The 26011-nt window shown below is 69.2% G+C and carries 25 protein-coding genes and 1 pseudogene; 13 read left to right on the plus strand and 13 right to left on the minus strand.

All coding sequences use genetic code 11. From position 1 onward, the window contains the following. Positions 1-18: 18 nt before the first annotated feature. The gene (locus ABIE45_RS10100; protein ID WP_192706589.1) at positions 19-870 is read right to left on the minus strand and encodes a porin family protein; all 852 of its coding nucleotides are present in this window, start codon (positions 868-870) and stop codon (positions 19-21) included. A 271-nt stretch (positions 871-1141) separates the two neighbouring features. Beyond that, complete coding sequence (gene pgeF / locus ABIE45_RS10105; RefSeq protein WP_192707345.1) at positions 1142-1912, minus strand: peptidoglycan editing factor PgeF; 771 nt, start codon at positions 1910-1912, stop codon at positions 1142-1144. A gap of 66 nt (positions 1913-1978) precedes the next feature. Between pgeF and ABIE45_RS10110 the strand changes: the two genes are divergently transcribed. Beyond that, positions 1979-2257: a fibronectin-attachment protein (FAP) gene (locus tag ABIE45_RS10110; protein WP_373622268.1), complete on the plus strand. Its 279-nt coding sequence runs from the start codon at positions 1979-1981 to the stop codon at positions 2255-2257. A gap of 27 nt (positions 2258-2284) precedes the next feature. On the opposite strand, the gene ABIE45_RS10115 is transcribed toward ABIE45_RS10110, so the two are convergent. From ABIE45_RS10115 to rpsF, 10 genes are all read right to left on the minus strand, one after another. After that, the gene (locus ABIE45_RS10115; protein WP_192706590.1) at positions 2285-3373 is read right to left on the minus strand and encodes an SAM-dependent methyltransferase; all 1089 of its coding nucleotides are present in this window, start codon (positions 3371-3373) and stop codon (positions 2285-2287) included. After that, positions 3370-4278 (minus strand): prolipoprotein diacylglyceryl transferase, encoded by a 909-nt coding sequence (gene lgt / locus ABIE45_RS10120; protein WP_192706591.1) that lies wholly within the window; start codon positions 4276-4278, stop codon positions 3370-3372. The genes ABIE45_RS10115 and lgt overlap by 4 nt, the downstream gene beginning before the upstream one ends. Before the next feature lie 79 nt (positions 4279-4357). Continuing rightward, positions 4358-5254: a VOC family protein gene (locus ABIE45_RS10125; RefSeq protein ID WP_192706592.1), complete on the minus strand. Its 897-nt coding sequence runs from the start codon at positions 5252-5254 to the stop codon at positions 4358-4360. Then, a complete protein-coding gene (locus ABIE45_RS10130) occupies positions 5251-6153 on the minus strand; it encodes an SMP-30/gluconolactonase/LRE family protein (protein ID WP_192706593.1) in 903 nt (300 codons plus the stop codon). Before ABIE45_RS10130 ends, ABIE45_RS10125 begins: the two co-directional genes overlap by 4 nt. A 9-nt stretch (positions 6154-6162) precedes the next feature. Then, positions 6163-6612, minus strand: coding sequence for a cupin domain-containing protein (locus ABIE45_RS10135; RefSeq protein WP_192706594.1), 450 nt, complete (start codon positions 6610-6612; stop codon positions 6163-6165). A gap of 241 nt (positions 6613-6853) precedes the next feature. Beyond that, positions 6854-8341 (minus strand): replicative DNA helicase, encoded by a 1488-nt coding sequence (locus tag ABIE45_RS10140; protein WP_192706595.1) that lies wholly within the window; start codon positions 8339-8341, stop codon positions 6854-6856. Between the two features lie 315 nt (positions 8342-8656). Further along, positions 8657-9229 (minus strand): 50S ribosomal protein L9, encoded by a 573-nt coding sequence (gene rplI / locus ABIE45_RS10145; protein WP_192706596.1) that lies wholly within the window; start codon positions 9227-9229, stop codon positions 8657-8659. 40 nt (positions 9230-9269) lie between these two features. Further along, positions 9270-10286 carry a hypothetical protein gene (locus ABIE45_RS10150; protein WP_192706597.1) on the minus strand — a complete coding sequence of 339 codons (1017 nt, stop codon included), beginning with the start codon at positions 10284-10286 and terminating at the stop codon, positions 9270-9272. A gap of 129 nt (positions 10287-10415) precedes the next feature. Then, positions 10416-10667 carry a 30S ribosomal protein S18 gene (rpsR, locus tag ABIE45_RS10155; protein ID WP_007561044.1) on the minus strand — a complete coding sequence of 84 codons (252 nt, stop codon included), beginning with the start codon at positions 10665-10667 and terminating at the stop codon, positions 10416-10418. 3 nt (positions 10668-10670) lie between these two features. Further along, complete coding sequence (gene rpsF / locus ABIE45_RS10160; protein ID WP_192706598.1) at positions 10671-11132, minus strand: 30S ribosomal protein S6; 462 nt, start codon at positions 11130-11132, stop codon at positions 10671-10673. 405 nt (positions 11133-11537) lie between these two features. Between rpsF and ABIE45_RS10165 the strand changes: the two genes are divergently transcribed. From ABIE45_RS10165 to ABIE45_RS10195, 7 genes and pseudogenes are all read left to right on the plus strand, one after another. After that, on the plus strand, positions 11538-12287 hold the full coding sequence (locus tag ABIE45_RS10165) for a pyridoxine 5'-phosphate synthase (RefSeq protein WP_192706599.1): 750 nt from the start codon (positions 11538-11540) through the stop codon (positions 12285-12287). After that, positions 12284-12694, plus strand: a complete 411-nt coding sequence (gene acpS, locus ABIE45_RS10170; RefSeq protein ID WP_192706600.1) for a holo-ACP synthase — start codon at positions 12284-12286, stop codon at positions 12692-12694. Before ABIE45_RS10165 ends, acpS begins: the two co-directional genes overlap by 4 nt. Before the next feature lie 191 nt (positions 12695-12885). After that, positions 12886-13672, plus strand: a pseudogene (gene lepB / locus ABIE45_RS10175) (signal peptidase I). Further along, a complete protein-coding gene (gene rnc / locus ABIE45_RS10180) occupies positions 13669-14448 on the plus strand; it encodes a ribonuclease III (RefSeq protein ID WP_192706602.1) in 780 nt (259 codons plus the stop codon). The pseudogene lepB and the gene rnc overlap by 4 nt, the downstream one beginning before the upstream one ends. Then, complete coding sequence (gene era / locus ABIE45_RS10185) at positions 14445-15419, plus strand: GTPase Era (protein WP_192706603.1); 975 nt, start codon at positions 14445-14447, stop codon at positions 15417-15419. Before rnc ends, era begins: the two co-directional genes overlap by 4 nt. Positions 15420-15827: 408 nt before the next feature. Beyond that, positions 15828-16733 carry a class I SAM-dependent methyltransferase gene (locus ABIE45_RS10190; RefSeq protein ID WP_192706604.1) on the plus strand — a complete coding sequence of 302 codons (906 nt, stop codon included), beginning with the start codon at positions 15828-15830 and terminating at the stop codon, positions 16731-16733. Next, positions 16730-17470, plus strand: coding sequence for a pseudouridine synthase (locus tag ABIE45_RS10195; RefSeq protein WP_192706605.1), 741 nt, complete (start codon positions 16730-16732; stop codon positions 17468-17470). Before ABIE45_RS10190 ends, ABIE45_RS10195 begins: the two co-directional genes overlap by 4 nt. 10 nt (positions 17471-17480) lie before the next feature. On the opposite strand, the gene ABIE45_RS10200 is transcribed toward ABIE45_RS10195, so the two are convergent. Beyond that, complete coding sequence (locus ABIE45_RS10200) at positions 17481-20516, minus strand: patatin-like phospholipase family protein (protein WP_192706606.1); 3036 nt, start codon at positions 20514-20516, stop codon at positions 17481-17483. 460 nt (positions 20517-20976) lie between these two features. Here ABIE45_RS10200 and ABIE45_RS10205 point away from each other — a divergent pair, with 460 nt between their 5' ends. From ABIE45_RS10205 to ABIE45_RS10225, 5 genes are all read left to right on the plus strand, one after another. Further along, positions 20977-22044 carry a 30S ribosomal protein S2 gene (locus ABIE45_RS10205; protein WP_192706607.1) on the plus strand — a complete coding sequence of 356 codons (1068 nt, stop codon included), beginning with the start codon at positions 20977-20979 and terminating at the stop codon, positions 22042-22044. Positions 22045-22162: 118 nt separating this feature from the next. Beyond that, on the plus strand, positions 22163-23089 hold the full coding sequence (gene tsf, locus ABIE45_RS10210; RefSeq protein WP_192706608.1) for a translation elongation factor Ts: 927 nt from the start codon (positions 22163-22165) through the stop codon (positions 23087-23089). A 436-nt stretch (positions 23090-23525) separates the two neighbouring features. Further along, positions 23526-24248, plus strand: coding sequence for a UMP kinase (gene pyrH, locus ABIE45_RS10215; protein WP_192706609.1), 723 nt, complete (start codon positions 23526-23528; stop codon positions 24246-24248). A gap of 310 nt (positions 24249-24558) precedes the next feature. Then, positions 24559-25122 carry a ribosome recycling factor gene (frr, locus tag ABIE45_RS10220; RefSeq protein WP_020092978.1) on the plus strand — a complete coding sequence of 188 codons (564 nt, stop codon included), beginning with the start codon at positions 24559-24561 and terminating at the stop codon, positions 25120-25122. 19 nt (positions 25123-25141) lie between these two features. After that, positions 25142-25999 (plus strand): phosphatidate cytidylyltransferase, encoded by an 858-nt coding sequence (locus tag ABIE45_RS10225; RefSeq protein ID WP_192706610.1) that lies wholly within the window; start codon positions 25142-25144, stop codon positions 25997-25999. Positions 26000-26011: the final 12 nt, after the last annotated feature.

Here is a 26011-nt window from a genome sequence, read left to right on the forward strand (position 1 = left end):
CCGCGCCGTCGCCGGCTCTCAGTACGAGCCGAACTTGTAGTTCAGGCCGGCGCGGACGACAGCGAACTCGTCGTCGCGGCGGCCGATGCCGGTGGTGTAGACCGGCGCCAGGTTGGCGGCGTTGACGACCAGGACGCCCTGGTTGCGGGTGCCGCGGTCGAGGTTCACGTACAGGCCTTCGACCTTCAGCGTCACGGCGGACGAGCGGAAGAAGTTCAGGAACGAGTCGGTCGGGAGCGCATACTCGATGCCGCCGCCGACCGCGTAGCCGGTGCGGAAGCTATCGTTGCCGGCGAAGCCGCCGAACGAGCGGTCAGCGCTGCCCGAGCCGTAGGCGAAGCCGCCGGTGCCGTACACGAGGGTGCGGTCGAAGGCGTAGCCGAGACGGCCGCGCACGGTGCCGAAGTAGTCGAGGCTCGACAGGCCGCGCGGGTCGTTGAGGATCAGGCCCGGTGCGATCGCGCCGCCGGTGACGAAGGCGTTGTTCCGGTCGCGGCCGAAGTCGAGGTACTGGGCGTCGGCCTCGATGCCGATCACCACACCCGAACCCGGGGTGAACTGGTAGTTGTAGCCGATCTGCGCGCCGCCGGAGAAGCCGTCCTGGCTGCGGTTGCGGAAGGTGGCGACCGCGGCCGGGCCGGTGGTCAGGCCAACGCCGCCCGGAACGACGAAGGTCGAATTGTTGGAGCGGCTGCTGGCGTCGAAGGCGTAGCCGGCGTTGAAACCCGCGTAGAAGCCGGTCCAGGTGAAGACCGGGACGGGGGTGAACACCGGCGGCGGAGCAGCGCGGCGCGGCAGGTCGGCGGCGAAGGCCGAGCCGGCGAGGGCGAAGCCGGCGAGGGCCGTGGACAGACGGAGCAGGGATTTCATGATCTGGTCCTCACTGGTGGTTCCGTACCGCCCGTGGACCGGACTGGTGCGGAGCGCGGTTCTGGTTGTCGTCCAGCGGTTCCAGGGCTGCTTTGCGCTCCGCGGTGTCGCCGACCGCTGATCGCGGCCCCTTAAGGCAACCCGCCGTTTTTCCCCGGCACCTTGACCCCACAACGCGCTCGAATGGCCAAGGTTCGCCTCCGGCTACGCTTTTTTTCGAGGGCCAGGTTGGCAAATTGTCGCACCCGATTTTCGTCTTCGTAATCAGCCTTCAGGGCGCGAGTGCGATGGCCGAGATCAGGCGGCCGTAATCCGCTTCGCCGCGATGCGTGGTGCGTCGATAGCTGTAGAAGCGTTCCGGGTCGGCATACGTGCACAGGTCGAGCGACGTCGCATCGCCGATCCCGGCTCCGGCCAGCCGCGCCAGGATGAAGCCCGGCAGATCGAATTGGGCGTGGTCGGGCCGTGTCCCGGCGCCGAGAAACCGCTCCATGCCGGGCGCCTCCGTCCGGAACCGCGCGACGAAGTCGGGCCCGACTTCGTAGGAATCCTGGCTGATCGTCGGGCCGAGCACCGCAACGATCCGATCCCGTCGCGCGCCCAACGCCTCCATCGCCGCCACCGTCGCGTCGATCACCCCGGTGAGCGCGCCCTTCCAGCCGGCATGGGCGGCCCCCACAACTCCGTTCTCGGCATCGGCAAAGAGGATCGGCCCGCAATCGGCGGTGGCGATGCCGAGGGCAAGCCCCGGAACGCGAGTCACCATGGCGTCGGCCCGGGGGCGCATCGCCGCCGGGAACGGCGCCTCGACGGTCACCACCTCGGCGGAATGGACCTGGTAAAGGCTCACGAGCCTGTCCGGCGGAACGTCGAGCTGGGCGCACATCCGAGCCCGATTGGCGACGACGCGCTCCGGATCGTCCTGCGACCCGAGACCACCGTTGAGGGAGGCGTAAATGCCGTCGGATACGCCGCCCTGGCGGGTGAAGAAGGCGTGACGGACGTTCGGATGCGCGGAGAGTTGCGGCGCCTTGATCGACATGCCTGAAGTCACGCTCGCTCCCATTCCGGTTCCCCTGTCGCGCTCCGATACCGCAAGGCCCGCCCCTTGACGATGTCGTTCAGGCGTCAGATTCTTGCTGCAATGCAGTATGGGGCCGAGGACGGCTCCATTCCGAGAAGGATCGCAATGGCCCAAGGGATCGAGACCGACGCCCTGATCGAAACGACCAAGCCGGAGTCCGAGGAGCCCCGGATCCCGAGCGCGCCCGCACATCCGGTCACGGGCGAACCCGCCGCCTTCAATCCGAACGATCCGAACCCGCCCGCGCCGCCGACACCACGGGCACCCAGCCAGACGGATTCGGGGTTCGGTTCCTTCGGCTGATCCGACTCGGTCCGCAGGGCCGGGCCATCAACCGGCTGCCGACGATCCGGCGTCCGGAAACCCCGGGAGCGGCCCCAAGCTTGGGCCGCTCACCGCCAGAACCTTGAACAGAGAGCCCATTCCGCGCGCACCGGACTCCGTCAGCCGGGCGACCGCCCTGTCGATCTCGATGGATTGGGCGTCGGTCGCGCGCGTCTTCAGCCGTTCGGCACGGGCGCGCAGACCGAGGGCGAACAGGAAATCCCGCTGATCGACAGGTCCGTGGACCTGCGCCCCCTGGCTACTCGCCGCCCGGGCCAGCGCCTGGAAATCCACATGATGGGTCAGGTCCGCTTCACCGGGGGCAGCCAGCGGATCCGCGAACCGGTGGCCCGCCACGGCCTGCAGGGTGTCGCCGAAGCCGGGTCGGACGTGGCCGTAATCGATGGCGAGCAGAGCGCCGCCCGACGTGCGGAACCGCTGCGCCAGCGTCCGCATCGCCGCGAGACCAACCGTCGGCACGCTGAGCAAGGCTCCGTCCGGCCCGTCGGCGTCGAGCCCCGCGCTCGGCTCCGGCGCGAGGCCGAAGACGAAAGTGCCCTGCGGCCCGAGGCCGACCTGCCGCTCGTGCCAACCGGTCGGCCGGCGTTCGAACTGGCGCACCGGCAGGCAGTCGAAGAACTCGTTGGCGAGCAGGATCGCCGGGCCTAGAGGCAGCGTCTCGATCTCCGCGTGCCAGATCGCGCCGGTGCCGCTGAGGGTCCGCTCCTGCGCGGCCCGCAGGATCGGACTGGTCTCGACGAGGTGCGGCGCGACCCGCACGTCCGGGATCGCGGCGCGCAAGGTCCGCAGGGCGTCGGCCATCAGCGTGCCGCGTCCCGGGCCGAGTTCCACCAGGACCAGCGGATCCGGCTGGCCCATCAGCCCGTGAACGTAGGCGGTCCAGGCGCCGATCAGCTCGCCGAACATCTGGCTGATCTCGGGCGCCGTGGTGAAGTCTCCCTGCGCGCCGAGGGGATCGCGGGTGCGATAGTACCCGTGGATCGGGTGGCCGAGGCACAAAGCCATGTAGCGATCGACGCTGATCGGCCCGTTCTGCCGGATCAGCGCGGCGATCTCGGCCCCGAGGGGCGTCACGCCTCCACGGGCGCCTTGCGCGCCTCCTCGGCGGCAACGGGTCCTTCGACTGGATGGCGCGGTCGTGTCCGGCCGGTGGCGGCCAGCACGATGTAGGTCAGCCCGACGATCATCATCGGCACGCACAGGAGCATGCCCATGGTCACGCCGCCACCCATCGGGCCGAGATGGTCGCCGAACAGGAAGCCGAGCTGCCGGTCGGGCTCCCGTAAGAACTCGCAGAAGGTTCGGGCCAGGGCGTAGCCGAGGACGAAGATGCCGCCGAGCAGGCCGGGCTTGCGGAAGCCGAACCGGCGCACGGCGATCGCCATGACGATGAACAGCAGCAGGCCTTCCGTCGCCGCCTCGTAGAGCTGGCTCGGATGGCGTGGCAGCGGCCCGCCGCTGGGGAACACGATCGCGTAGGGGAAGTCCGGCGCGACCCGCCCCCAGAGCTCGCCGTTCACGAAATTGGCGATGCGGCCGAAGAACAGGCCGATCGGCACGACCACGGCGCCGATGTCGAGCAGCGTGTAGCCGTTGAGCTTCTTGGCCCGGGCGAAGAGCAGGAAGGCCAGGATCGCGCCGAGAAAGCCGCCGTGAAACGACATGCCGCCGTTGCGGATCGCCAGGATCTCGATCGGGTCGGCGAGATACATCGGCAGATTGTAGAACAGCACGTAGCCGATCCGGCCGCCGAGCACGACGCCCAGCGCCACCCAGACGACGAGGTCGTCGATGTCGACGACCTGCGGACGCTTCACCACGCCCCAGAGGCAGTCGGCCATCACGAGGCGGCGCGCGTAGTACCACCCGCCGATCAGGCCGGCGATGTAGGCGAGCGCGTACCATTTGATCGTGATCGGCCCGATCGCGAGCGCCACCGGATCGATGGCCGGAAAGGGCAGGGCGAGGAGCGGCATCAATCTCACCTCCGGGGCGGCCGGATTGGACGCCGGAGGGGCGACGCGTCAAGCCCGCGCGGGGCTTGCCGGGCAGGTGCGCTCAGGCCCGCACGAACAAGAAGCCGTGTCCGTCCGGCCCGGCACAGTAGACCGTCGTGCCGTCGGCGGAGACCCGCGGCGCCAGTCCGGACGCGCGCAGTCGTCGCGACAGGCCCTCCGGATCGGTCGCGGAGAAGACGTAGCGGGTCGCGGCCCGGTCGCCCGGACCGACACGCTGCCGCCGCTCGGTGGTGGGCAGGCGGTAGTGCAGCAACTCGACGTGCGGCGCCGGGACCGGCGGTTCCAGCGCGATCACGTCGACCTGCGGAGCCTCCACCCCGTCGAGGCGCGCCTGCTCCGGACCCTGGTTCAGGCCACGCTCCGCCACCGTGAGGCCGACGGGGGCGGTGAGGAAAGCCAGCGTAGCGTCGAGGTCGGTGACGGTGATCGCCGAGTGATCGATGCCCAGGAACAGGCCCGGCGCATCGCGCCAGCGGGCGGCGGGCGGCCCACCGGGAAATGCGATCAGCTCCAGGGGATGCCCGTCGGGGTCGCGGAACTTGTAGGCGGTCACGCCCCCCGTGGAGGCCGGCAGCCGCTGCGGCCCGCCGTGGCTGATGGGCGTCGGGGCGAGCCGCGCCAGCTGCGCCATCGCGGCCTCCATGTCGCGGACCGGAATCGCGAGGTGCTGGAAGAACGGGTCCGTCGCCGCAGGTTCGGCCGGGTAGGGCGCGCCGGGCGGATCGACTGCCAGGAAGGCGACGGTCTGCCCGCCGAGCCGCATGCGCAGCTGTGATGCGCGCCGATCCGCGAGGCCCATCGCCTCCACCTGCGCGACCGGCACGGGTTCCGGCGGGGCGATCCGCGCGAAGCCGAGGCCGTCGCGGTAGAACGCCTCGGTAACCGAGAGATCCAGGACGGTGCGGCCGAAGCCGACGATCGCCCGCACGCCGCTCACAGCAGCGGGGCTCCGCGCACGTTCACGTAAATCGCGTAGAGCGTATGCGACGCGCAGAGGAACAGGCGGCTGTTGTTCCGTCCGCCGAAGGTCAGATTGGCCACGGTCGAGGGCACCAGGATCTTGCCGACCAATTCGCCGCCCGGATCGATGCAGTGGACCCCGTCGCCGGCGCTCGACCAGAGATTGCCGTGCTCGTCGCAACGGATCCCGTCGGCATTGCCCGGATCGATCGTGCAGAACACGCCACCGCCGGACAGGCCGCCGTCGTCGGACACGTCGAACACCCGGACGTGCTGGAGCGGGTCGGTGTCGAACTGAAGTCCGGTCTCGACGATGTAGAGCCTGCGCTCGTCGGGCGAGAAGCAGAGCCCGTTCGGCCCCCGAAAATCGTCGGCCACCACCCGTAGCGAGCCGTCGCGCGGGTCGAACCGGTAGACCGCGGCGGGCAGCTCCGATTCCTGCTTGCCGCCCTCGTAGTCGGTCTGGATTCCGTAGGGCGGGTCGGTGAACCAGATCGTGCCATCGGACTTGCAGACGATATCGTTGGGCGAGTTCAGCCGCCGTCCCTGGTAGCCCTCGACCAGGCTGGTGACGCGCCCGTCCAACTCGGTCCGGTGGATGCGCCGGCCGCGATGCGAGCACGACAGCAACCGCCCCTGACGGTCGCGGGCATGACCGTTCTCGAAGTCGCTCGCCTCCCGGTAAACGCTCAAGCCCGCGTATTCCGCCCAGCGCATCACTCGGTTGTTGGGCAGATCCGAGAACAGCAGCTCGTCGCGGTCACCGAACCAGACCGGACCTTCCGTCCAACGGAATCCCTCGGCCAGCTTCTGCAAGGGCGCGTTCGGCAGAACGTAAGCCTTGAAGCGCGGCTGAGTGAGTTCGAAGCCGTCCATGGCCGGTCCTTACTTGAACCGGCCCGGCTGGTTCACGGTCGGCTCGACCTGGAGGCCGGTCACGATCATCGTGCAGGGCTCATCGCCGACCGTGCCGGAGAGGTGACCCTTCCTGCCGTCCCGTTCCTTCGTGTTCTGGTCTTCGCCCATCATCAGCTCGCCCGGGCCCATCTCGACCCGATGGCCGTCCATGGTCTCGACGAACCAGCGTCCGGAGAGGATCGCGATCCATTGCGGCCGCGGATTCTCGTGCCACTCGCCGACCCAGCCCACCGGCAGGACCGTGAAGGTCACGACAGACGGCGCGGGATCCATCTTGTCGTTCCACTGGGGCGCGGTCTCGGGGTTGATCCCCTCGAACTTGAAGCGCTCCAGGTGGAACAGCTCCTGGCGGCTCACCCCCTCCGCGTCGGTGTAGACGTGCCAGTACGGCATCTTCGGAGGTGTCGGCTCGCTCATCGTCGCTCCTGCCGCGGCGGGAAATCGTCCTCGCTCAACGGCCGGAGCTGCCGATGGTTCGCAGGCGGGAACGCGGGGACTCGGATGGCCACCGCGCGGTTCTCAGGCCCGCCTACCAGGAAGCCCCGTCGTCCTTGCGAGCGGAGCGAAGCAATCCAGGCGCGCCACGATGACCAATCGCGCCGCCCTGGGGTCGCTGCGCCGCGCTCGCGATGACGGAGTCGGCCGAACCGATGGCGCCTTACATCTGCTCGGGGATCCGATCCGTCTGGGCGAGGTTCGAGAACCGGGTGATGTTGGCGTCGAACTGCAATTCCACCGTGCCGGTCGGGCCGTGACGCTGTTTGCCGAGGATCACCTCGGCCTTGCCGTGGACGCGCTGCATCTCGGCTTCCCAGGCGAAGAACTCCTCGGTCCCTTCGCGGGGCTTCTTGTTGCCGACGTAATATTCCTCGCGGAACACGAACATCACCACGTCGGCGTCCTGCTCGATCGAGCCCGATTCACGAAGATCGGCGAGCTGCGGACGCTTGTCGTCGCGGTTCTCCACCTGACGGGAGAGCTGAGACAGGCCGATGATCGGCACTGCCAGTTCCTTGGCGAGTGCCTTCATGCCGGTGGTGATCTCGGTCATCTCCTGCACGCGGTTGTCGCTGCGCTTGCCGGAGCCCGACAGCAACTGGAGATAATCGACGATCAGCAGGTCGAGGCCCTTCTGGCGCTTGAGGCGCCGGGCTCGGGCGGCGAGCTGGGCGATCGAGATGCCGCCGCTCTGGTCGATGTAGAACGGGATCGTCTGCATGTCCCGGGCGGCGTCGGTGATCTTGTAGAAATCCTCGGGCCGGATATCGCCGCGGCGGATCTTGTAAGAGGGGACGCCCGACTGCTCGGCGATGATACGGGTGGCGAGCTGCTCGGCCGACATTTCCAGCGAGAAGAACCCGACGATGCCGCCGTTCACGGTCTTGGTGGTGCCGTCCGGCTGCTTCTCGCCGCGATACGCCTTGGCGATGTTGAAGGCGATGTTGGTCACCAGCGAGGTCTTGCCCATGGCCGGGCGCCCCGCGAGGATGATCAGGTCGGAAGGCTGCAGGCCGCCCATCTTGGCGTCGAGATCGCTCAGGCCGGTGGCGATACCCGAGAGCTTGCCGTCGCGCTGGTAGGCCTTGGCGGCCATGTCGACGGCGGCGGTGAGCGCGTCCGAGAACTTCTGGAAGCCGCCGTCGTAGCGCCCGGCCTCGGCCAGTTCGTAGAGGCGGCGCTCGGTCTCCTCGATCTGGTCCCGCGGGGCCTGCTCCACCGGCGCCTCGTAGGCGCCGTTGACCAGATCCTCGCCGATGGTGATCAGCCGGCGGCGGATGGCGAGGTCGTAGATCGTGCGGCCGTACTCGCCGGCGTTGATCACCGTCGTGGCATCGGCGGCGAGCCGGGCGAGGTACTGCATCACTGTCTGGCCGCCGAAATCGGCGTCGCCCAGATAGGTCTTCATGGTGATGGGGGTCGCGAGCTTGCCGGCCCGGATCAGCGATGCCGCCACCGTGAAGATCTGCTGGTGGGCATCCTCCATGAAGTGCTCGGCGAGCAGGAAGTCCGACACCCGGTAATAGGCGTCGTTGTTCACCAGGATCGCGCCCAGCAATGCCTGCTCCGCGTCCACGTTGTGCGGGGCGACGCGGTACTCGGCCTGAACCGCTTCGAGCTTGGCCGTGAGCGCATTGGGCAGGGCCATCGGCGGACGACTCCGTATCAGGCGCCGCGGCGGGCGCACCAGGATCACACCGCACGACCTTGGCCGCGGTATGGTTACCGAAGCCTAGCCGACACCGCGTTTCTCGGGTGGGTCCCGAACAAACGAACGCCCGCCGACTCTCGCAAGCGGCGGGCGTCCATGCTGGAACAAAACTGGAACGTGTCAAGTCTCGGGGACGATGATCCCCGATGTTCACCGGTATACAGGCACCGTCGATCTGCCGCAGAGCGGCCCGCCGACGCCGCGCCACGATGGCGGCTCCGGCCGAGAGGCCGGCCGGAGCCGCCAAAGGACTCAGCCGCGGTCGTCGGCGCCCTCGCCGGCATCGGCCAGCGCCGCGCCGACCTCGAGGCCGAGGTCGTCGAGGTTGAACGCCTCACGCTCGGTGACCGACTCGCCACGGGCCTGACGCTCGGCCTCCTCGGGGCTGCGGGCGACGTTGACGGTGATCTCGACTTCGACCTCAGGGTGGAGCACCACCGGGACCTTGTGGAGGCCGAGCGTCTTGATCGGCTGGTTCAGGGTGAACTGGCCGCGCTCGACCGTGAAGCCGTCCTTCGCGACGACCTCGGCGAGGTCGCGGGTCGAGACGGAGCCGTAGAGCACGCCGGTCTCGCCCGACTGGCGGATCAGGATGAAGCTCTGGCCGTTCAGCTTCTCGGCCACCGCCTCGGCGTCCTTCTTGCGGTCGAGGTTGCGGGCCTCGAGCTGGGCGCGCTGACCCTCGAAGTGCTTCTTGTTGGCTTCCGTCGCGCGCAGGGCCTTGCCGCGGGCGAGCAGGAAGTTGCGGGCGAAGCCGGGGCGGACATTCACGGTCTCGCCCATCTGGCCGAGCTTGGCCACGCGCTCGAGCAGGATCACTTCCATGGTTTTTCTCCTTCAGGTGGTCGGCCGCTGAGGCCGGGGTCTACGGCGCCGGACTGTCCTTCGGACGACGGCGGTCGAGGGCGGTGTCGGCCAGGCCGAACAGGGTGAGTGCCACCAGGGCGATGCCCTGGGTCACGAACAGGGTCAGGTACATGCCGAACAGCATCAGCCCGCGCCCCGGGCGACCGCGCGAGCGGTCGTGGAAGGCGGCGAGCCCCTGGAGCGAGAAGGCGGCGCTGAATGCGCCGACCAGCGCGACGCCGAGCACACCGACATAGCCGGGTGCGAAGCACATCAGCACGGCGGCCGCGAGGGTCGCCAGCGTCGCACGCGGCATGGCGGTCGACGGGATGTCCGGCCAGGGACGCGGCAGCCGTCCGGAGATCTTCACGATCCTGGCCGAGGCCCAGAGATAGAAGGCGAGCAGCAGAGCGAGCCCGTTCGCCGCGAAGGCCGGCACCACCCGCGCCAGAGCGTCGGCCAGCTCGGTCCGCGTCACGTCGGCCGGCTCCGCGTCCGGCACCGCCTTCGGATCGGCAGCCGCGTCCCCGGTGTCGGACGCACGCCCGGCATCACGGGTCTTTCCCGCCTCGGTCGGCGCGTCCGGCATCCGGGCCTGCACCAACGTGTTGGCGAGCCCGCGCAACTGCGCCTCGAAGGCGGCGTGGTTCGGCGAGGACAGGACCGCAATGGCGATGAAGGCGAGGGCGGCCGTGGCGGCGATCCAGCCGAGCAGGCGGCCGGTCGGATACCATTCGAGGCCGTTCGGCGTCTCGCGTCCCAGCAGGGTCAGATAGGCGAGCCACCACGCGGGCAGGGCGATATAGGCGCCGAAGGCCAGTCCCATGAAGGGCGCGATCAACAGGGCGAGCGCGAGGCTTCCGGTCGCGACCGCCGCGAGGGCGGCCTTGTGGCTCCAGCCCAGTCCGACGATCAGGATCGGCAGCGGCGCCACGAGGTAAAGCAGGATCGCCAGCGGGGTCGCCTTCAGCAGCACCCCGAACAGGAGTGCGGAGACGAGGCCCGCGCCGATACCGATGCCGATATGCTGTGCCATGGATTCCGCTGTCCCGCTGCCGCTGCGGCAGGGTTAGAGGCGGCGTTGCGCCCCAACGATCGGGCGGCGTGAGCCGCCCTCTGCGAGGACCGGCCCGGGCTGATGCCGGGCCGGCGGGTTTCGTTCAGCCTACTTGATCACGTAGGGCAGCAGGCCGAGGAAGCGGGCGCGCTTGATCGCCTGGGCGAGTTCGCGCTGCTTCTTGGCCGAGACCGCGGTGATCCGCGACGGCACGATCTTGCCGCGCTCGGACACGTAGCGGGACAGGAGCTTGACGTCCTTGTAGTCGATCTTCGGCGCGTTCGCGCCGGAGAACGGGCAGGTCTTGCGACGACGGAAGAAGGGACGGCGTCCGCCGCCCGCACCAGCACCGAATGCCATGGGTTAGCCCTCCCCGCCGAAGCTGCGCTCGCCGCGATCACCCCGATCGCCGCGGTCACCCCGGTCGCCGCCGAAGCCGCCGCCACCGAAGCCCTCGTCGTCACGACGACGGCCGCGCTCGCGATCCTTGCGGTCGTCGCGGTCCCGCTTCTGCATCATGGCGGACGGCTCCTGGTCGAGCTCCTCGACCCGGACGGTCATGAAGCGCAGGACGTCCTCGGAGATCTGCATCTGGCGCTCCATCTCGGCGATGGCAGCCGGCGGGGCGTCGATGTTGAGGAGCGCGAAATGCGCCTTGCGGTTCTTCTTGATCCGGTAGGCGAGGGACTTCACGCCCCACATCTCGATCTTCTCGAGACGGCCACCGTTCTGCTCGATCACACCCTTGTAGGTGTCGATCATCGTCTCGACCTGCTGGGACGTCACGTCCTGGCGGGCCAAGAGCACATGCTCGTAGAGAGGCATTGTCGGGCCTTTCGTCGTCAAAAGGAGCCCGGCCGCCGGGGGCGGAGGTTCGGGCCGGTTCATCTCGCGGATCGCCCGGCGCCAAGCCCTTCGAGCCGATTTTCAGGCCCGAGCGGTTGATCGAAGGCGGAGACACCGGACGACGGGTTCTTGACGAGCCCTATGCCGCAAGCGGCACCGTCCGTTCAGCCCCCGGCCGGAGCGAACGCGAGGGGCGGCGCTTAGTCGGTTTTCCGGGCGCTGGCAAGCCCACGGGCGGGCCGTCCCGAGCGCCGGGCGTCGACGGCCCGTCTTGTCGGGGCGGCCAAACGCCAGCATATCGCAGCTACGGAGCGTCGGCGTGACGCGCGCCAAATCTTGCCCGCAGGCCTGTCGAACCGCGCCGACACGGGGACGAACGAGCGGATGACTTCCGAAAAGCTGCGCCTCGGCGTCAACATCGACCACGTCGCGACCGTGCGCAACGCGCGCGGCGGCGATTATCCAGACCCGGTGCGGGCCGCGCTGCTCGCTGTCGAGGCGGGCGCCGACGGCATCACCGCGCACCTGCGCGAGGACAGGCGCCACATCCGCGACACGGACATCGCGGCGCTGAAGCGCGGCCTCACCGTGCCGCTCAACTTCGAGATGGCCGCCACCGACGAGATGGTGGCGATCGCGCTGGACACCCGTCCCCACGCCGCCTGCCTCGTCCCGGAGAAGCGCGAGGAGCGCACGACCGAAGGCGGGCTCGACATCATTGGCGGCCGCGACCATCTCGCCCCGCGCATCCGGGCCCTGGCGGAGGCCGGCATCCGGGTCTCGCTGTTCGTCGAGCCGGAGCCGGCCGTGATGGACGCGGCCCGCGCCCTGGGGGCACCGGTGGTGGAACTCCACACCGGCAGCTATTGCGAGGCCGCCCTGGAGGCGGACGAAGCCCACACTGCGCGCGAACTCGCCCGCATCCGGCGGGCGGCCGAGCATGGGGCGGCTCTCGGCCTGGAGATCCATGCCGGGCACGGTCTCACCCTCGGCAGCGTCGGCCCGGTCGCGGCTCTGCCGCAGATCCGGGAGCTGAATATCGGCCATTCGCTGATCGCCGACGCGATCTTCGTCGGACTCGCCCAGGCCGTTCGGGACATGCGCGCCGCGATGGACCGCGCGCGTACACCATGATCATCGGGATCGGCTCGGACCTCTGCGACATCCGCCGGATCGCCCGGACCCTGGAGCGTCACGGCGAGCGCTTCACGCACCGGGTTTTCACCGACGGCGAGCGGGCCCGCTGCGACCGGCGGGCCGCCCGCGCGGAGGGCTACGCCCGCCGCTTCGCCGCCAAGGAGGCCTGCGCCAAGGCTCTGGGCACCGGTCTCAGCGCGGGCGTGTTCTGGCGGGACATGGAGGTGGTCAACCTGCCTTCCGGCCAGCCGACCCTGCGACTCGCTGGCGGCGCGGCGGCGCGGCTTCAGGAGCTGCTGCCGGCGGGCCATGAGGGGCGCCTCCACGTGAGCCTCACGGACGATCCGCCCATGGCACAAGCCTTCGTGATCATCGAGGCGCTGCCGGTGGCCGGCATCGGGTAAGATCCGGCAGCGCGGATTAGCCGGCCGCTCTCGCGCGTTGCGGGGGGCTCGCGCTTGGTCTAGACCGCCGCACACAGCGGACACGATTGCGGCGCATTCCTCAGGACAACCGCACATCTAAGCCGCGCGCGGCGGGGCCGCGCCCCGCTGGCGGCAGGCGACGGAACCTCAACCGAAGACGGGACGCGCGCGTGGATTACGACGGCAAGCCGCTCAGGAAACCCGCCGAGACCGGCACCTGGGCCAGCATCCGCGAGACGCTGAAGGTCGGCATCCAGGCGCTGCTCATCGCCCTGGTGGTGCGCACGCTGCTGTTCCAGCCGTTCAACATTCCCTCCGGCTCACTGGTCCCGACCCTGCTGATCGGCGACTACCTGTTCGTCTCGAAGTACTCCTACGGGTACTCGAAGTACTCGCTGCCGCTCTCAGAATATATTCCGATCCAGGCGGACGGACGGGTGTGGGGGTGCCGAGCCGAAACGCGGCGACATCGCGGTGTTCAAGCTGCCCAAGGACAACGCGACCGACTACATCAAGCGCGTGATCGGCCTGCCGGGCGACAAGATCCAGATGATCGACGGCGTGCTCAACATCAACGGCAAGGCTGTGAAGCGCGAGCGCATCGCCGATTACGAGACCACCGATCCCTACGGCCAGGCGACCAAGGTCCCGCAATATCTCGAGACGCTGCCAAACGGCGTGGTCCACCCGGTGATCGAGCGCGACGGCGACAACGGCTTCTGGGACAAGACCGAGCCCTACACGGTCCCGGCCGGTCACTTCTTCATGATGGGCGACAACCGCGACAACTCAACGGATTCGCGCGACCTCGCGAATGTCGGCTACGTTCCGTTCGCGAATCTCGTGGGGCGGGCCGAGATGATCTTCTTCTCGATCGATGAGGGCACACCGGCGTGGCAGGTGTGGAACTGGCCGGCTCATGTCCGCTGGTCGCGCCTGTTCACGACGATCCATTGACCGGTTCGGACTTGGACGACGCGGCGCAGCCTCGATCCTCCGCGCGGACGCGACGCGCCCACAAGCCACGCCCGCCGCTCGGCGCGCTCGAGGAACGGATCGGCCATCGTTTCGCCGATCAGGACCTGCTCACGCGCGCCCTGACCCACACCAGCAAGGCGAGTGGGCGGGGCGGCAGCTACCAGCGCCTCGAATTCCTCGGCGATCGCGTGCTCGGTCTCGCGGTGGCGGACCGCCTCTACGGCGCCTTCGCCGACGCGGACGAGGGCGACCTCTCGCGCCGGCTCGCCGCCCTGGTGCGGCGGGAGACCTGCGCGACGGTTGCCGCGTCGTGGGAGGTCGGGCCGCACCTGATCCTCGGCCAGGGCGAGGTGATGGGCGGCGGCCGGCGCAACCAGACGATCCTCGCCGATGTCTGCGAAGCGATTCTCGGCGCCATTTACCTCGATGCGGGGTTCGACGCCGCCCGGGCGGTGGTCGAGGCGCATTTCCGGCCGGGCGAGCCGACGGCCGCGGCGCGCGGCCGCGACGCGAAATCCGCCTTGCAGGAATGGGCGATGGGGCGGAGTCTGCCGATCCCCACCTACGCGGTGGTTGAGCGGACCGGCCCCGATCACGCGCCCCGGTTCCGGATCGCCGTCCAGGTCGAGGGTCTTGAGCCCGGCCTCGGCGAGGGCACATCGAAGCGGATCGCCGAGCAGGCGGCCGCCCAGGCGTTATTGGAGCGGGAGGGGATCGGGGCCCTGCCGGAGGCGGGGCCGACGGAGACAGCATGAGCGAGAATGATCAGGACGACGGCCCGACACCAGCGGAGGGCGGCAACGCGGCCTCGGCCCTTCCGGGTACGCCCGCCGACGCCCGGGCGGGCTTCGTCGCGCTGATCGGCGTTCCGAATGCCGGCAAGTCGACGCTCCTGAACAACCTGGTCGGGACCAAGGTCTCCATCGTCTCCCGCAAGGTGCAGACGACCCGGGCGCTCGTGCGCGGCATCTTCATCGAGGGCTCGGCGCAGGTCGTGCTCGTCGACACGCCCGGCATCTTCGCGCCCAAGCGCCGCCTCGACCGCGCGATGGTGCACTCGGCCTGGAGCGGCGCGGCGGATGCCGACGCGGTCTGTCTGCTGGTGGATGCCCGCAAGGGCGTGGACACCGAGGTGGAGGCCGTGCTGCGACGCCTCGGCGAGGTGAGGCGCGAGAAGTTGCTGATCCTCAACAAGATCGACCTGATCCCGCGCGAGCGGCTCCTCGACCTCGCCGCGAAGCTCAACGCTGCCTCGCCCTTCGCCGAGACGTTCATGATCTCGGCGCTCAACGGTAGCGGCGTCGATGATCTGCGCCGCGCGCTGGCGGCACGCATGCCGGCCGGACCGTGGCTCTACCCGGAGGATCAGGTCTCGGACGCGCCGCTGCGTATGCTCGCGGCCGAGATCACCCGGGAGAAGATCTACGACCGGCTGCACGAGGAGCTGCCGTACCGCTCCACGGTCGAGACCGACCAGTGGCAGGTCCGATCGGACGGCTCGGTGCGCATCGAGCAGACGATCTTCGTTGAGCGGGAAAGCCAGCGCTCCATCGTCCTCGGCAAGGGCGGCCAGACCATCCGGTCGATCGGACAGGCGGCCCGGATCGAGATCGCCGAGGCGGCCGACGCCAAGGTCCACCTGTTCCTGCACGTGAAGGTGCGGGAGAACTGGGCCGACGATCCGGCCCGCTACCGCGAGATGGGCCTCGAATTCCCCCGAGGGTAATGCACCTCGTCGGGCTTCTTTCGCTGCGTCCGGCAGGGACACGTGAGACGGTTTCCGGCTGAAGCGCTCGGGTGACGGACCCTCCGTCATCACGAGCGCAGCGAAGGGATCCAGGGCAGCGCGACCTCTTCGGGTGTGGCGCTGCCGGATTGCTTTGCTCCGCTCGCAAGGACGGGCAGGCCGAAGCGATCTCCTGAACGGATAAGAGCGTCGGGCGGAGCCCCAGCCCGGCACGGGCGCCTGGACTGCCCTTCCGGGGCTCTGTGATCGCGCCCGGAAGGCTGGGCATCCGGGCCGGTTTCGGTATAAACGCGGTGTTCCCCCCGGATGAACCGAGTCGGGCGCGGGTCTCCCCGCTCCGCAGCGGATTCGCGTTCCGGCTCCGGTTCTCAAGATCCCGAATCCTTCATGCGCCATGCCGTCTACGGCTTGCCGCCGGTGGACCTCGCCGAGGTCCCCGGCGATGCCGTCCAGCTTTCCCCGTTGATCCCCGGCGCCGCCCGGCTGGAGGATCTGCCCGAGAACAGCCTCGACACGGCGACCGTGCTGGCGCCACCCGGAACGGTCGAGCGCCGCTACGTGCTGGCCCAATTGCTGCGGGCCCTGGGCCCCGGCGGCCGCATGGTCGCCCTGGCCCCGAAGGACCGGGGCGGCACGCGCCTCGCCAAGGAACTGACGACGTTCGGCTGCGCCGCCGCCGACCAGCCGCGCCGGCATCACCGGATCTGCACGGCCGAGCGCCCGCAGGTTCCGGCCGGCCTCGCGGAGGCGATCGACGAGGGCGGTCCGCGCCACGTCGACAATCTCGCTCTGTGCACGCAGCCCGGGATCTTCTCCTGGGACCGGCTCGATGCCGGCACGGCGCTGCTCCTGGCGAACCTGCCGAGCCTGAAGGGCCGCGGCGCCGATTTCGGCTGCGGTCTCGGGATCCTGTCCCGGGCGCTGCTCGGATCCGACGCGGTGACCGCTCTGACGCTGGTGGAGATCGATCGCCGGGCCGTCGAGATGGCGCGCCGCAACGTCGCCGACCCGCGGGCCACGATCCACTGGGCGGATATCCGCACCCCCGGCGTGGTGCCGGACGGTCTCGATTTCGTCGTGACCAACCCGCCGTTCCACGAGGGCGGAGCCGAGGACCCGTCTCTCGGCCGGGCCTTCATTGCCCGGGCCGCCGAGGTGCTGCGGCCGGGCGGCGCGTTCTGGCTCGTTGCCAACGCGCACCTGCCCTACGAGGCGACCCTGCGCGAGTCGTTCCGGGCCGTCACCGTCGCCGTGCAGGCGAATGGCTTCCGGGTCTACGAGGCCCGCCGGTGAGCGCGGCGAAATCCATCCGGCTCGACAAGCTCCTCGCCAATCTTGGCTACGGCTCGCGGCGCGAGATCCAGGGCCTCGCCCGCGCCGGCGCGATCCGTCTGGACGGCGTCGAGTTGGAGGATGCCGGCGATCGCATCGCCCTCGATCCGGACCTTCCGGACCGCCTGACGATCGACGGCGCGCCCCTCGATCCTTTGCCGGGCCTGTGCCTGATGCTGCACAAGCCGCTGGGCGTCACCTGCTCGCACAAGGAGGCCGGTCCGCTGGTCTACGGGCTTCTGCCCGAGCGCTGGCGCCGCCGCGACCCGCCGCTCTCTACCGTCGGTCGGCTCGACAAGGAGACGTCGGGGCTACTGCTGCTCACCGACGACGGCGCGCTGCTGCACCGGATCATCAGCCCGAAGTCCCAGGTGGCGAAGCGTTACCGGGTTACGCTCGACCGGCCGCTGACGGGCAGCGAGGCGGCGGTGTTTGCCGCGGGGACGCTGATGCTGGAGGGCGAGGAGCGCCCGCTGCTGCCGGTGCGGCTCGACGTCGAGGATGCCACACGCTGCGCCGTGACGCTGACGGAAGGCCGCTACCATCAGGTCCGCCGGATGTTCGCCGCGGTCGGCAACCACGTCGCGGCGCTGCACCGGGATCGGGTCGGAGGGCTCGATCTGCCGGAGGATCTGGCGGCTGGGGCCTATCGCGTCATGAGCCAGGAGGCCGTCGCGCGCGTGTTCGCCGCATCCTGACGGCCTGGGTCTACGGGCTGGCCGGGGGGACTGCCCGATCCTGCTGCGCCTTCCGCGCTAGACGTTGAAGTCCGTCGAACAGGTGCTCCAGCCCGTTCGCGGATGGCGCTGGATCTGCGCCTTCGCCGGGTGGGGCATTCGACAGATCGATGAGGCAATCCATTAGGTACTCGCCCAGCCGCCGATAGCTCTCGAAATCACTCTCGGTGAAGAACTGGTTCAGGGTGCTCTCGTGCGGAAAGCTCGTTTTCCGCTTCTGCATCGCCAGCAATTCCACCGGCGCATCCGGCGGCAGCCACGCCTTCAGGTAGATCAAGCGGCCCGTCTGCGGCGGTTCATCCTCCGTCGTCTTCCGGTAGAGAATCTCCGCGAAGGCCCCCTGGGCCTCCAGCTTGGCATCGCCGACACGGATCGGCGGGAGGAAGGTGATCTCCGCGCCGAGGTCGATGCGCGCGTACTCGATGCTCCGGGTGAGATCCTCGTAGGCGTAATGCTGGTCGTGCCCGGCATCGATGGCGAGGATCATGCCGCAGCGTCGGCGCAGCATCTCGTAGATACCGAGATTGTCGAAATGGCCGCCGTCCGAGAGGTAGACGTACGGACGCTTCAGGCTGGCGAGACCCAGCAGGTCATAGAGCAGGACCCCGACGGCGTTGCGTGGGCCGGCGCGGCCGAGAAGCTTCGGGGCGTTGACGACGGCCGGGTTCGGAAGCCACGCCCCCAGCCGGACATTGAACAGCGTCATCACGCTCGCGATCAGGGTCGTCGAGTGGTAGCCCATATTGGGGCTCGCGGCGGCGCCGGAGATCGTGATCGCTGTTCCGAGGCTGATGCCTTTGCGGTCATCGAGCAGGCCGGTCTGCTTCTCGTCGCCGGCATATTTGTCGCTGCGCACATAGGCGCCCTTCGGGTCCGCCATGTTCCGTTTCAGATCGAGCGCCGCGGAGCCGCAGCGCAGCGGCGTGATCGTGAACGACACCGCCTTGCGCTCGGCCCGCGCCGGATCCTCACCGACCGTGCTGTTGAGGGCAACGTTGATGACCGGAAACAGGCGGTTACCGCCCGACGGCCGGTCGAAGGCGTCCGCCATGCGCAGGTTGTCGGCCGGATCGAAGCCCGTGAAACTGTCCGGATGCCGGCTCTCGGGCTTGCGGGCCGCACCCAGGAAGGCGCGCGTCAGACGGTTGCGGTAGACCGCGTGCATCGAGAAGCGGTTGAGGTTGATCGCGAGGCCGAGGCCCCAGGCGAGTCCGGCGCAGGCCGCAGCGACGGCAAAGGAGAGGACGGAGATCCCGAATATTCCGGGCTCAGCCGGGGCGGTGATCCGGGCTGCCGTCGCTCCGATCAGGATCGCCATGCCGTGGCCGATCAGCGCGAACAGGGTGGCTCCGAACACGATGACGGCAACGTTGGCGATCGCGGCGAGCGGGAGTTGAAGCCCGGGCGCGGGGCCGCCGACGGTGCGCGGCGTGAAGACCGTCGCGGCGCTTCGCCCGATCCAGGCCACGAGGCCCCCCGAAGCCAGACCGCCTCCGGCCAGCGCCTTGAAGGCGCCGCCACTGAGCAGCGCGAGCCCGTCGCCGCCGACCACCACGACGGCGCCGCCCGCGGTGCCAGCCAGGATGACGAGGAGTTTGGCGCCGCTCATGCGGGCAAGCCATTCTCGATCGAGGTCGCCGCGGATCCGCTTATGGCGCAACGCGACGAACACCGTCGTTCGCAGTGTCTCCGCCACACCGACCCAGAGCGGGCCCGCAATGGCGAGCCAGAACAGGCCACCGTCCCGCGCGAGGGCGATGCCCGCCCAAAGGAACGCGCAGGACAGCGCGGAGCCGGCCAGCCAGGGAAGGAAGCCTTGCGCGAGCACGGTGAGATGCTTTTTGCGCGGGTCGATGGGTTTCCCGTTCCGCGTAATCGGCGCGTAGCGCCGTCGCGCGATAAGGAGATACGCAATGAGGTAGGCCAGGATGCACGCACCGGCACTCGAGACCGGTAGCCGCCACAGATCGGCGGCGGAGGGGTAGCCGGGGCGCGTGGGCCGTGCGCAGGCCGTTGTTGAGACCGCTGCGCCGCAGGATCGGCCGTCCGCCGCAATCGACGAGTCCCTGGCGGCGATCCGCAAGGCTTCGCGCACCACCGCGGTCAGCGGCGCCTGGCCGTCTGCCCGCGGGCACGCCGCCGGCGTGCTGGCGGGGCACGCCACGTCCGGCCACGTGCCGAACACGGTCTGCGCGTGCCGGATCTGTGCAGGTGGCAGGACGGTGTCGGCGACCATCAGCGGGACCAGCACGCACCAGGCCAGCATCGGCACGACGACCACGGCGAGAATCTTCTGCCACGGTATGCCGTACGGGCCCTCTTTCGGGGGGCTCGCCTCCGGGTCGGGATGATAGTGGCTGGGCAGGTAGAGGATCGATGCCGCCGCGCCTGAGATCAGACCGAGGAAGGCGACCAGCGCGACCAGCATCTTGATCGGACTATTCACCGGGACCCCGATCATGGCCGCCGTCAGGGCGAAATGACCGAGGGGCAGGCTCGCCACCGCGCTGAAGATCGGCAGGAAGATGAGCCAGTTGACCAGCGTGTTGCGGATCCACAGCAGGATACCCGCCAGGGTATCGAGGGACAGCAGGCCCGCCTGCGGCGCCAGGAAGCGGGTATAGCGGCGCAGCTGCCGGACCGGTGCCGCCTCGCCTTCATGAGCGCGTTTGCCGATCGTCCGCGTGATCGCCGGGATGACCCGCTGCGCCCTGTCCTGATCGGCGATGAACCGCGTCAACCAGGATCCGATATATCCGCCGCCCGAGACGGTGGAGAGATAATGGACGTTCTGGAGCAGCGCGTGCTTCCGATCCGCCAACGAACGCAGGACGCCCAGACACAGAGCGGCGCTGCGCACGCCACCGCCCGAGAGGCAGAGGGCCGCCGGCTGGGTGTCTCCGTCGAGGCCGAGCGCTTGCTGTTCTTCGGCGAGGGCTGTCTTCCAGTCGACGCGCAGCTCGCGTGATTTCTCCTCCGATGCCCCCGCAGGATTGACCGACGCCATCGTTGACGATCTCCCCAACAAGCCGCGGACCAGCGGCGCGCATGGTTCCGTCGCACCGCGCCGGCCCATCGAGCGACGGGCGGCGCGTCGAAATTCAATCTATCAGCTTCAAATTAATCGTATTTGAGTCGGAATTGCCAATTTTATCCAACAAATACAATATAGATCACAAGTTATTGCTGGCGCAAGACGATTTCCGGACGCCGACGGGCGTGGTGCCGCTGGACGGTGGCGCTCGATCGAACGGGCGCGGAGATCCTTTCGAGGTGGGGCCCGCAGCTTCTCTCGCCGTCCGGATCGCACCGGACAGACTTGCTGCGGGGCGCACATTCTGCTAAGCGCCCGCCTATCCCACACGCGGAGCCGGCCTCATGCCTGAATGAGGCGTTTCCGGTGGTCGTCCGAGCATTCGGGCGGCCGCATCCCTCCGCGGCGGATTTAACCGGAGAGCACAAAAGACATGGCCGTCGATTTCTCTATGCGTCAGCTCCTCGAGGCGGGCGCCCATTTCGGTCACCAGTCCCACCGCTGGAACCCGAAGATGCAGCCGTACATCTTCGGCACGCGCAACAACATCCACATCATCGACCTCGCCCAGACCGTGCCGGCGCTGCACACGGCGCTGCAGGCGGTGAGCGACACCGTCGCCAAGGGCGGCCGCGTGCTGTTCGTCGGCACGAAGCGCCAGGCGGCCGACACGATTGCCGAGGCGGCCAAACGTTCGGCCCAGTACTACGTCAACTCCCGCTGGCTGGGCGGCATGCTCACTAACTGGAAGACCATCTCGGGCTCGATCTCGCGCCTGCGCAAGGTCACCGAGACGCTGGAGACCGGCGGCCCGGGCCTGACCAAGAAGGAGCGCCTGATGCTCTCCCGTGAGAAGGAGAAGCTCGAGAAGGCGCTCGGCGGCATCAAGGACATGGGCGGCGTGCCGGACCTGCTGTTCGTGATCGACACCAACAAGGAGCAGCTGGCGATCAAGGAGGCGAACCGCCTCGGCATCCCGGTGGCCGCCATCGTCGACACCAACTGCAACCCGGACGGCATCACCCACATCGTCCCGGCCAACGACGACGCCGGCCGCGCGATCGCGCTGTACTGCGACCTGATCGCCAAGGCCGCCATCGACGGCATCTCGCGCGCCCAGGGCTCGTCGGGCATGGATCTCGGCGCCTCCGAGGAGCCGATGGCCGAGGAGCTGCCGGCCAACGACGACGCGGCCGTCTCGGTCGAGTCCGACGCCCTCGACCCGGCCGACGTGGCGATGCTCGCCGAGACGACCGAGCATTTCGAGCTGCTCGCCGCCCCGCGCGGCGCGCCGGACGACCTGACCAAGCTTAACGGCGCCGGCCCGCAGATCGTGCAGAAGCTGAACGATGCCGGCATCTACCATTACTGGCAGCTCGCCGCGATGACCCCCGAGGACGTCGCCAAGGTCGATGCCGACCTGAAGCTCAACGGCCGCATCGACCGCGATTCGTGGGTCTCGCAGGCCCGCGGCTTCGTCGAGGCCGCCGCCGCGGCCTGATCTATCGGGACTCCGCGACGGCCCCGTCATCGGGCCGTCGCGGTTCCAGGCATACCGGGCCCGGCCGCTCACCCGCGCGCCGGGCCTCTCTCATCCAGACCACACGAAAGGGATCGCCATGGCCAACATCACCGCCGCGATGGTGAAGGAGCTCCGGGAGAAGACCGGCGCCGGCATGATGGACTGCAAGGGCGCGCTCAACGAGACGCAGGGCGACATCGAGGCCGCCGTCGATTGGCTGCGCAAGAAGGGTCTCGCCAAGGCCGCCAAGAAGGCCGGCCGCGTCGCCGCCGAGGGCCTGGTCGCCGTCGAGTCCGCCGGCCATCACGCCGCGGTGGTCGAGGTGAACTCCGAGACCGACTTCGTCGCCCGCAACGATGCCTTCCAGGCCTTCGCCCGCGAGGCCGCCAAGATCGCCCTGAACACCGACGGCACGCTGGAGGGCCTCCAGGCCGCCCACTTCCCGGGCGCCACCGAGACCGTCTCCGAGAAGCTGCAGGCCCTGATCGCCACGATCGGCGAGAACATGAACCTGCGTCGGGTCACCAAGCTCGAGGTCAAGAAGGGCGTCATCGCCTCCTACGTGCACAACCAGATCTCCGAGGGCCTCGGCAAGATCGGCGTGCTCGTGGCTCTGGAATCCGAGGGCGACGTCGACGCGCTGTCGGCGCTCGGCCGTCAGATCGCCATGCACGTCGCGGCGACCAACCCGGTGGCGCTGGACGCCTCGGGCGTCGATGCCGCCACGGTGGAGCGCGAGTCGAACATCCTGCGCGAGAAGAACGCCGGCAAGCCGGACCACGTCCTCGCCAAGATCATCGAGAGCGGCCTGAAGAGCTACTACAAGGAGGTCACCCTCCTGGATCAGCCCTTCGTGCACGACGGCTCGAAGACGGTGAGCCAGGTCCTCAAGGAGGCCGGCTCCAAGGTCGGTGGCCCTGTGACCCTGACGGGCTTCGTCCGCTACGCGCTCGGCGAGGGCATCGAGAAGGAAGACGGGCCGGACTTCGCCACCGAGGTTGCGCAGCAGGCCGGCCGCGCCTGATCGCACCGGCCTCGTGTGATTTGAGCCCCGTCCGGCGCGAGCCGGGCGGGGCTTCGTGTTTTCGCAGGCCGGATCGTGTTCCACGCCGGATCGTGTTGCGGCGCACACGCCATTCTGCCGCGCTGCGCTACGTTCTACGCATGGCTTTGAAATCCTTCTCCTACCTCATGATCGGCGTGTTCGCGTCCGGTCTCGCAATGACCGTCCTCGGCGCCGTCGGCGTTCTGGTCGGCAGCTGAAAACGGGCGCCGGCCTGCCCTCAATCAGGCCGGCGCCTCGCTCGCGCACGAATGAATCGTGAGGCATCCGCGCGTGTGTCGGTGCCGATTTCGCTGGGACGCCCTACCCGGATCCGCCGCAACCCCTCGACGCGGCTCCCGCGCCTGACGTAGAAGCCTCCCGGCTTGCCCGATACGGGATGGAGCCGGGAGACCCGATGCCGGATACGACGCCGTTTCGCCGGATCTTGCTGAAGCTGTCAGGCGAGGCACTGGCCGCCCCGGACGGCTATTGGCTGCATCCCCCGACCCTGGCGGGGTTGGCCGAGGACATCGCCCGCACGATCGAGGCGGGCGCCGAGATCGCCATCGTTGTCGGCGGCGGCAACATGATCCGTGGGGCCCGGATCTCGGCGGCCGGCTGGATCGACCGGGCGACCGGCGACTCGCTCGGAATGATGGCCACCGTCATGAACTCTCTGGCCATCGAGACCGCGCTGAACGCCGCGGGTGTCCAGGCCCGCACCATGTCGGCGGTCTCCATGCCGACCATCTGCGAGACCTACGCCCGTCAGCCAGCTCTGCATCACCTCGACAAGGGTCAGGTGGTCGTCCTGGCGGGCGGCACCGGCAACCCGTTCTTCACCACCGACACCGCCGCCGTCCTGCGCGCCGCCGAGCTCCGCTGCGACGCCGTGCTCAAGGCGACGCAGGTCGATGGGGTCTATTCGGCCGATCCCAAGACGGACCCGAGCGCGACCCGCTACGACCGCATCACCCATGACGAAGCGATCGCCCGCGACCTCAAGGTGATGGACACCGCCGCCTTCGCGCTCGCCCGCGAGAGCAAGCTGTCGATACTCGTCGGCTCGCTGCACCCGCCGAGTTCGATCGCCGCGATTCTATCGGGTGAAGCGCCTTCCACCCTCGTGGCGCCCTGACGGAGCCGTCTGTCCGGCGGCGTTCCGGGGCCGGCAGCCCACATCGTCATACCGAAGCCGCGCGCGGCGCCCGGGATCCGGACGCGCCGGTAGGCAAGAGCAAGGCACCGTCCGGGGTTCTGGTTTCCGGGCTCGCCGCCGGGGCCCCGAAATGACGGCACACGTTGCACCTGCCCGTTCCACCGGCCCCGACGGGCTTGGGTGTGATCCGACCGGAAGACGGTTTGCGGCCCTGAAAAAATTCGTCCATTGAGGCCGCGACTGCCCGCGCCGGGCTCAAGACCACGTCAGACGTCTCGGGACGACCCTCATGGCCACACCGGAATTCGATCTCAACGACATCAAGCGCCGCATGCAGGGCGCTGTGTCTTCTCTCTCGAAGGATCTCGGCTCACTGCGCACCGGACGCGCCACGCCGTCGCTCCTCGACCCGATCCAGGTCGACGCCTACGGCTCGATGATGCCGATGGCCCAGGTCGCCACGGTCAGCGTTCCGGAGCCGCGGCTCCTGTCGATCTCGGTCTGGGACCGCAGCATGGTCACGGCCGTCGAGAAGGCGATCCGCGAATCCGACCTCGGCCTCAACCCGCAGACCGAGGGGCAGACCATCCGGCTCCGCATCCCCGAGATGAACGAGCAGCGCCGCAAGGAGATGGTCAAGGTCGCCCACAAGTACACCGAGGAGGCCCGCGTCGCCGTGCGCCACGTGCGCCGGGACGGCCTCGACCACCTCAAGAAGCTCCTGAAGGACAGCGCCATCTCGGAGGATGACGAGAAGCGTCAGGCCACCGACGTTCAGAAGGCGACTGACCAGTACATCGCCGAGATCGACGGCGTGCTGGCCTCCAAGGAGAAGGAGATCATGCAGGTCTGAGGCGAAGAGCGGGACGCGCGTGACCTCCGCCGCCGCACCGGCCGCGCGTCCCTCGGGGCGGCGCGAGCTGTGGCTGCGCGTCGCCTCGGGCCTCGTGCTCGGGGCCGGCGTGCTGGCCGCTTTGGTCTATGGCGGCTGGCCCTTCGCGGGGATCTGGCTCGCCGCCGGTATCGTCGGCTACGCCGAGTGGATGGTGATGAGCCGCACCGAGCCCCGCGAGGTGCTGATCGCGCTGGGCGCGGCGACGCTCGGCGCGCTGCTGCTGTGCCAGCGCGGCGGCGCCCCAACGCCGGCCTGCCTCGCGGTCCTGCTGCTGGGTGCCGCGGCCTGCGCGACGGTGGCCCGGACCGGCCGGGGGCGGCTCCGTGCCTTCCTCGGCGTGCTCGGCGCGGCGGCGATCGCCGCGGTGCCGGTGGCCCTGCGCGACGATCCCGCCATCGGCCTCGTCGGACCGGCCTGGATGTTCGCGGTGGTCTGGTCCACCGACATCGCGGCCTACTTCGCCGGCCGGAAGATCGGCGGCCCCAAGCTGATGCCCCGGGTCTCGCCCAACAAGACATGGTCGGGCGCCCTCGGCGGCCTCTTCGGCGCGGTCGCGGCCGGGACGCTGGTCCCGGTGGTTGCCGACCTCGCGGGAATGACCCTGCCCAGTGCCGCCTCCCTGCCGGTGGTGGCGGGCGTGAGCGCGCTGGCCTCCGTCCTCAGTCAGGCGGGGGACCTGATCGAATCCGGTCTCAAGCGCCATTACGGCGTCAAGGATTCGGGCAAGATCATCCCGGGCCATGGCGGCGTCATGGACCGGCTCGATGGATTCTTCGCGGTCGCTCTGCTGGCGGCTGTCTATCTCGCCCTGCGCGGGGGCGGTCTGATCACGTGACGATGAGGGAGT

Origin of the sequence: Methylobacterium sp. OAE515 (genome assembly GCF_041806315.1) — a bacterium.
GTDB lineage: Bacteria > Pseudomonadota > Alphaproteobacteria > Rhizobiales > Beijerinckiaceae > Methylobacterium > Methylobacterium tardum.

What these genes read in the sequence shown, in the direction of transcription:
- ABIE45_RS10100 (WP_192706589.1), bottom strand. Translation starts at nt 870, where the DNA reads ATGAAATCCCTGCTCCGTCTGTCCACGGCCCTCGCCGGCTTCGCCCTC.
- pgeF (WP_192707345.1), bottom strand. Translation starts at nt 1,912, where the DNA reads ATGTCGATCAAGGCGCCGCAACTCTCCGCGCATCCGAACGTCCGTCAC.
- ABIE45_RS10130 (WP_192706593.1), bottom strand. Translation starts at nt 6,153, where the DNA reads ATGGACGGCTTCGAACTCACTCAGCCGCGCTTCAAGGCTTACGTTCTG.
- ABIE45_RS10135 (WP_192706594.1), bottom strand. Translation starts at nt 6,612, where the DNA reads ATGAGCGAGCCGACACCTCCGAAGATGCCGTACTGGCACGTCTACACC.
- ABIE45_RS10140 (WP_192706595.1), bottom strand. Translation starts at nt 8,341, where the DNA reads ATGGCCCTGCCCAATGCGCTCACGGCCAAGCTCGAAGCGGTTCAGGCC.
- rplI (WP_192706596.1), bottom strand. Translation starts at nt 9,229, where the DNA reads ATGGAAGTGATCCTGCTCGAGCGCGTGGCCAAGCTCGGCCAGATGGGC.
- ABIE45_RS10150 (WP_192706597.1), bottom strand. Translation starts at nt 10,286, where the DNA reads ATGGCACAGCATATCGGCATCGGTATCGGCGCGGGCCTCGTCTCCGCA.
- rpsR (WP_007561044.1), bottom strand. Translation starts at nt 10,667, where the DNA reads ATGGCATTCGGTGCTGGTGCGGGCGGCGGACGCCGTCCCTTCTTCCGT.
- rpsF (WP_192706598.1), bottom strand. Translation starts at nt 11,132, where the DNA reads ATGCCTCTCTACGAGCATGTGCTCTTGGCCCGCCAGGACGTGACGTCC.
- ABIE45_RS10165 (WP_192706599.1), top strand. Translation starts at nt 11,538, where the DNA reads ATGACTTCCGAAAAGCTGCGCCTCGGCGTCAACATCGACCACGTCGCG.
- acpS (WP_192706600.1), top strand. Translation starts at nt 12,284, where the DNA reads ATGATCATCGGGATCGGCTCGGACCTCTGCGACATCCGCCGGATCGCC.
- era (WP_192706603.1), top strand. Translation starts at nt 14,445, where the DNA reads ATGAGCGAGAATGATCAGGACGACGGCCCGACACCAGCGGAGGGCGGC.
- ABIE45_RS10190 (WP_192706604.1), top strand. Translation starts at nt 15,828, where the DNA reads ATGCGCCATGCCGTCTACGGCTTGCCGCCGGTGGACCTCGCCGAGGTC.
- ABIE45_RS10200 (WP_192706606.1), bottom strand. Translation starts at nt 20,516, where the DNA reads ATGGCGTCGGTCAATCCTGCGGGGGCATCGGAGGAGAAATCACGCGAG.
- ABIE45_RS10205 (WP_192706607.1), top strand. Translation starts at nt 20,977, where the DNA reads ATGGCCGTCGATTTCTCTATGCGTCAGCTCCTCGAGGCGGGCGCCCAT.
- tsf (WP_192706608.1), top strand. Translation starts at nt 22,163, where the DNA reads ATGGCCAACATCACCGCCGCGATGGTGAAGGAGCTCCGGGAGAAGACC.
- pyrH (WP_192706609.1), top strand. Translation starts at nt 23,526, where the DNA reads ATGCCGGATACGACGCCGTTTCGCCGGATCTTGCTGAAGCTGTCAGGC.
- frr (WP_020092978.1), top strand. Translation starts at nt 24,559, where the DNA reads ATGGCCACACCGGAATTCGATCTCAACGACATCAAGCGCCGCATGCAG.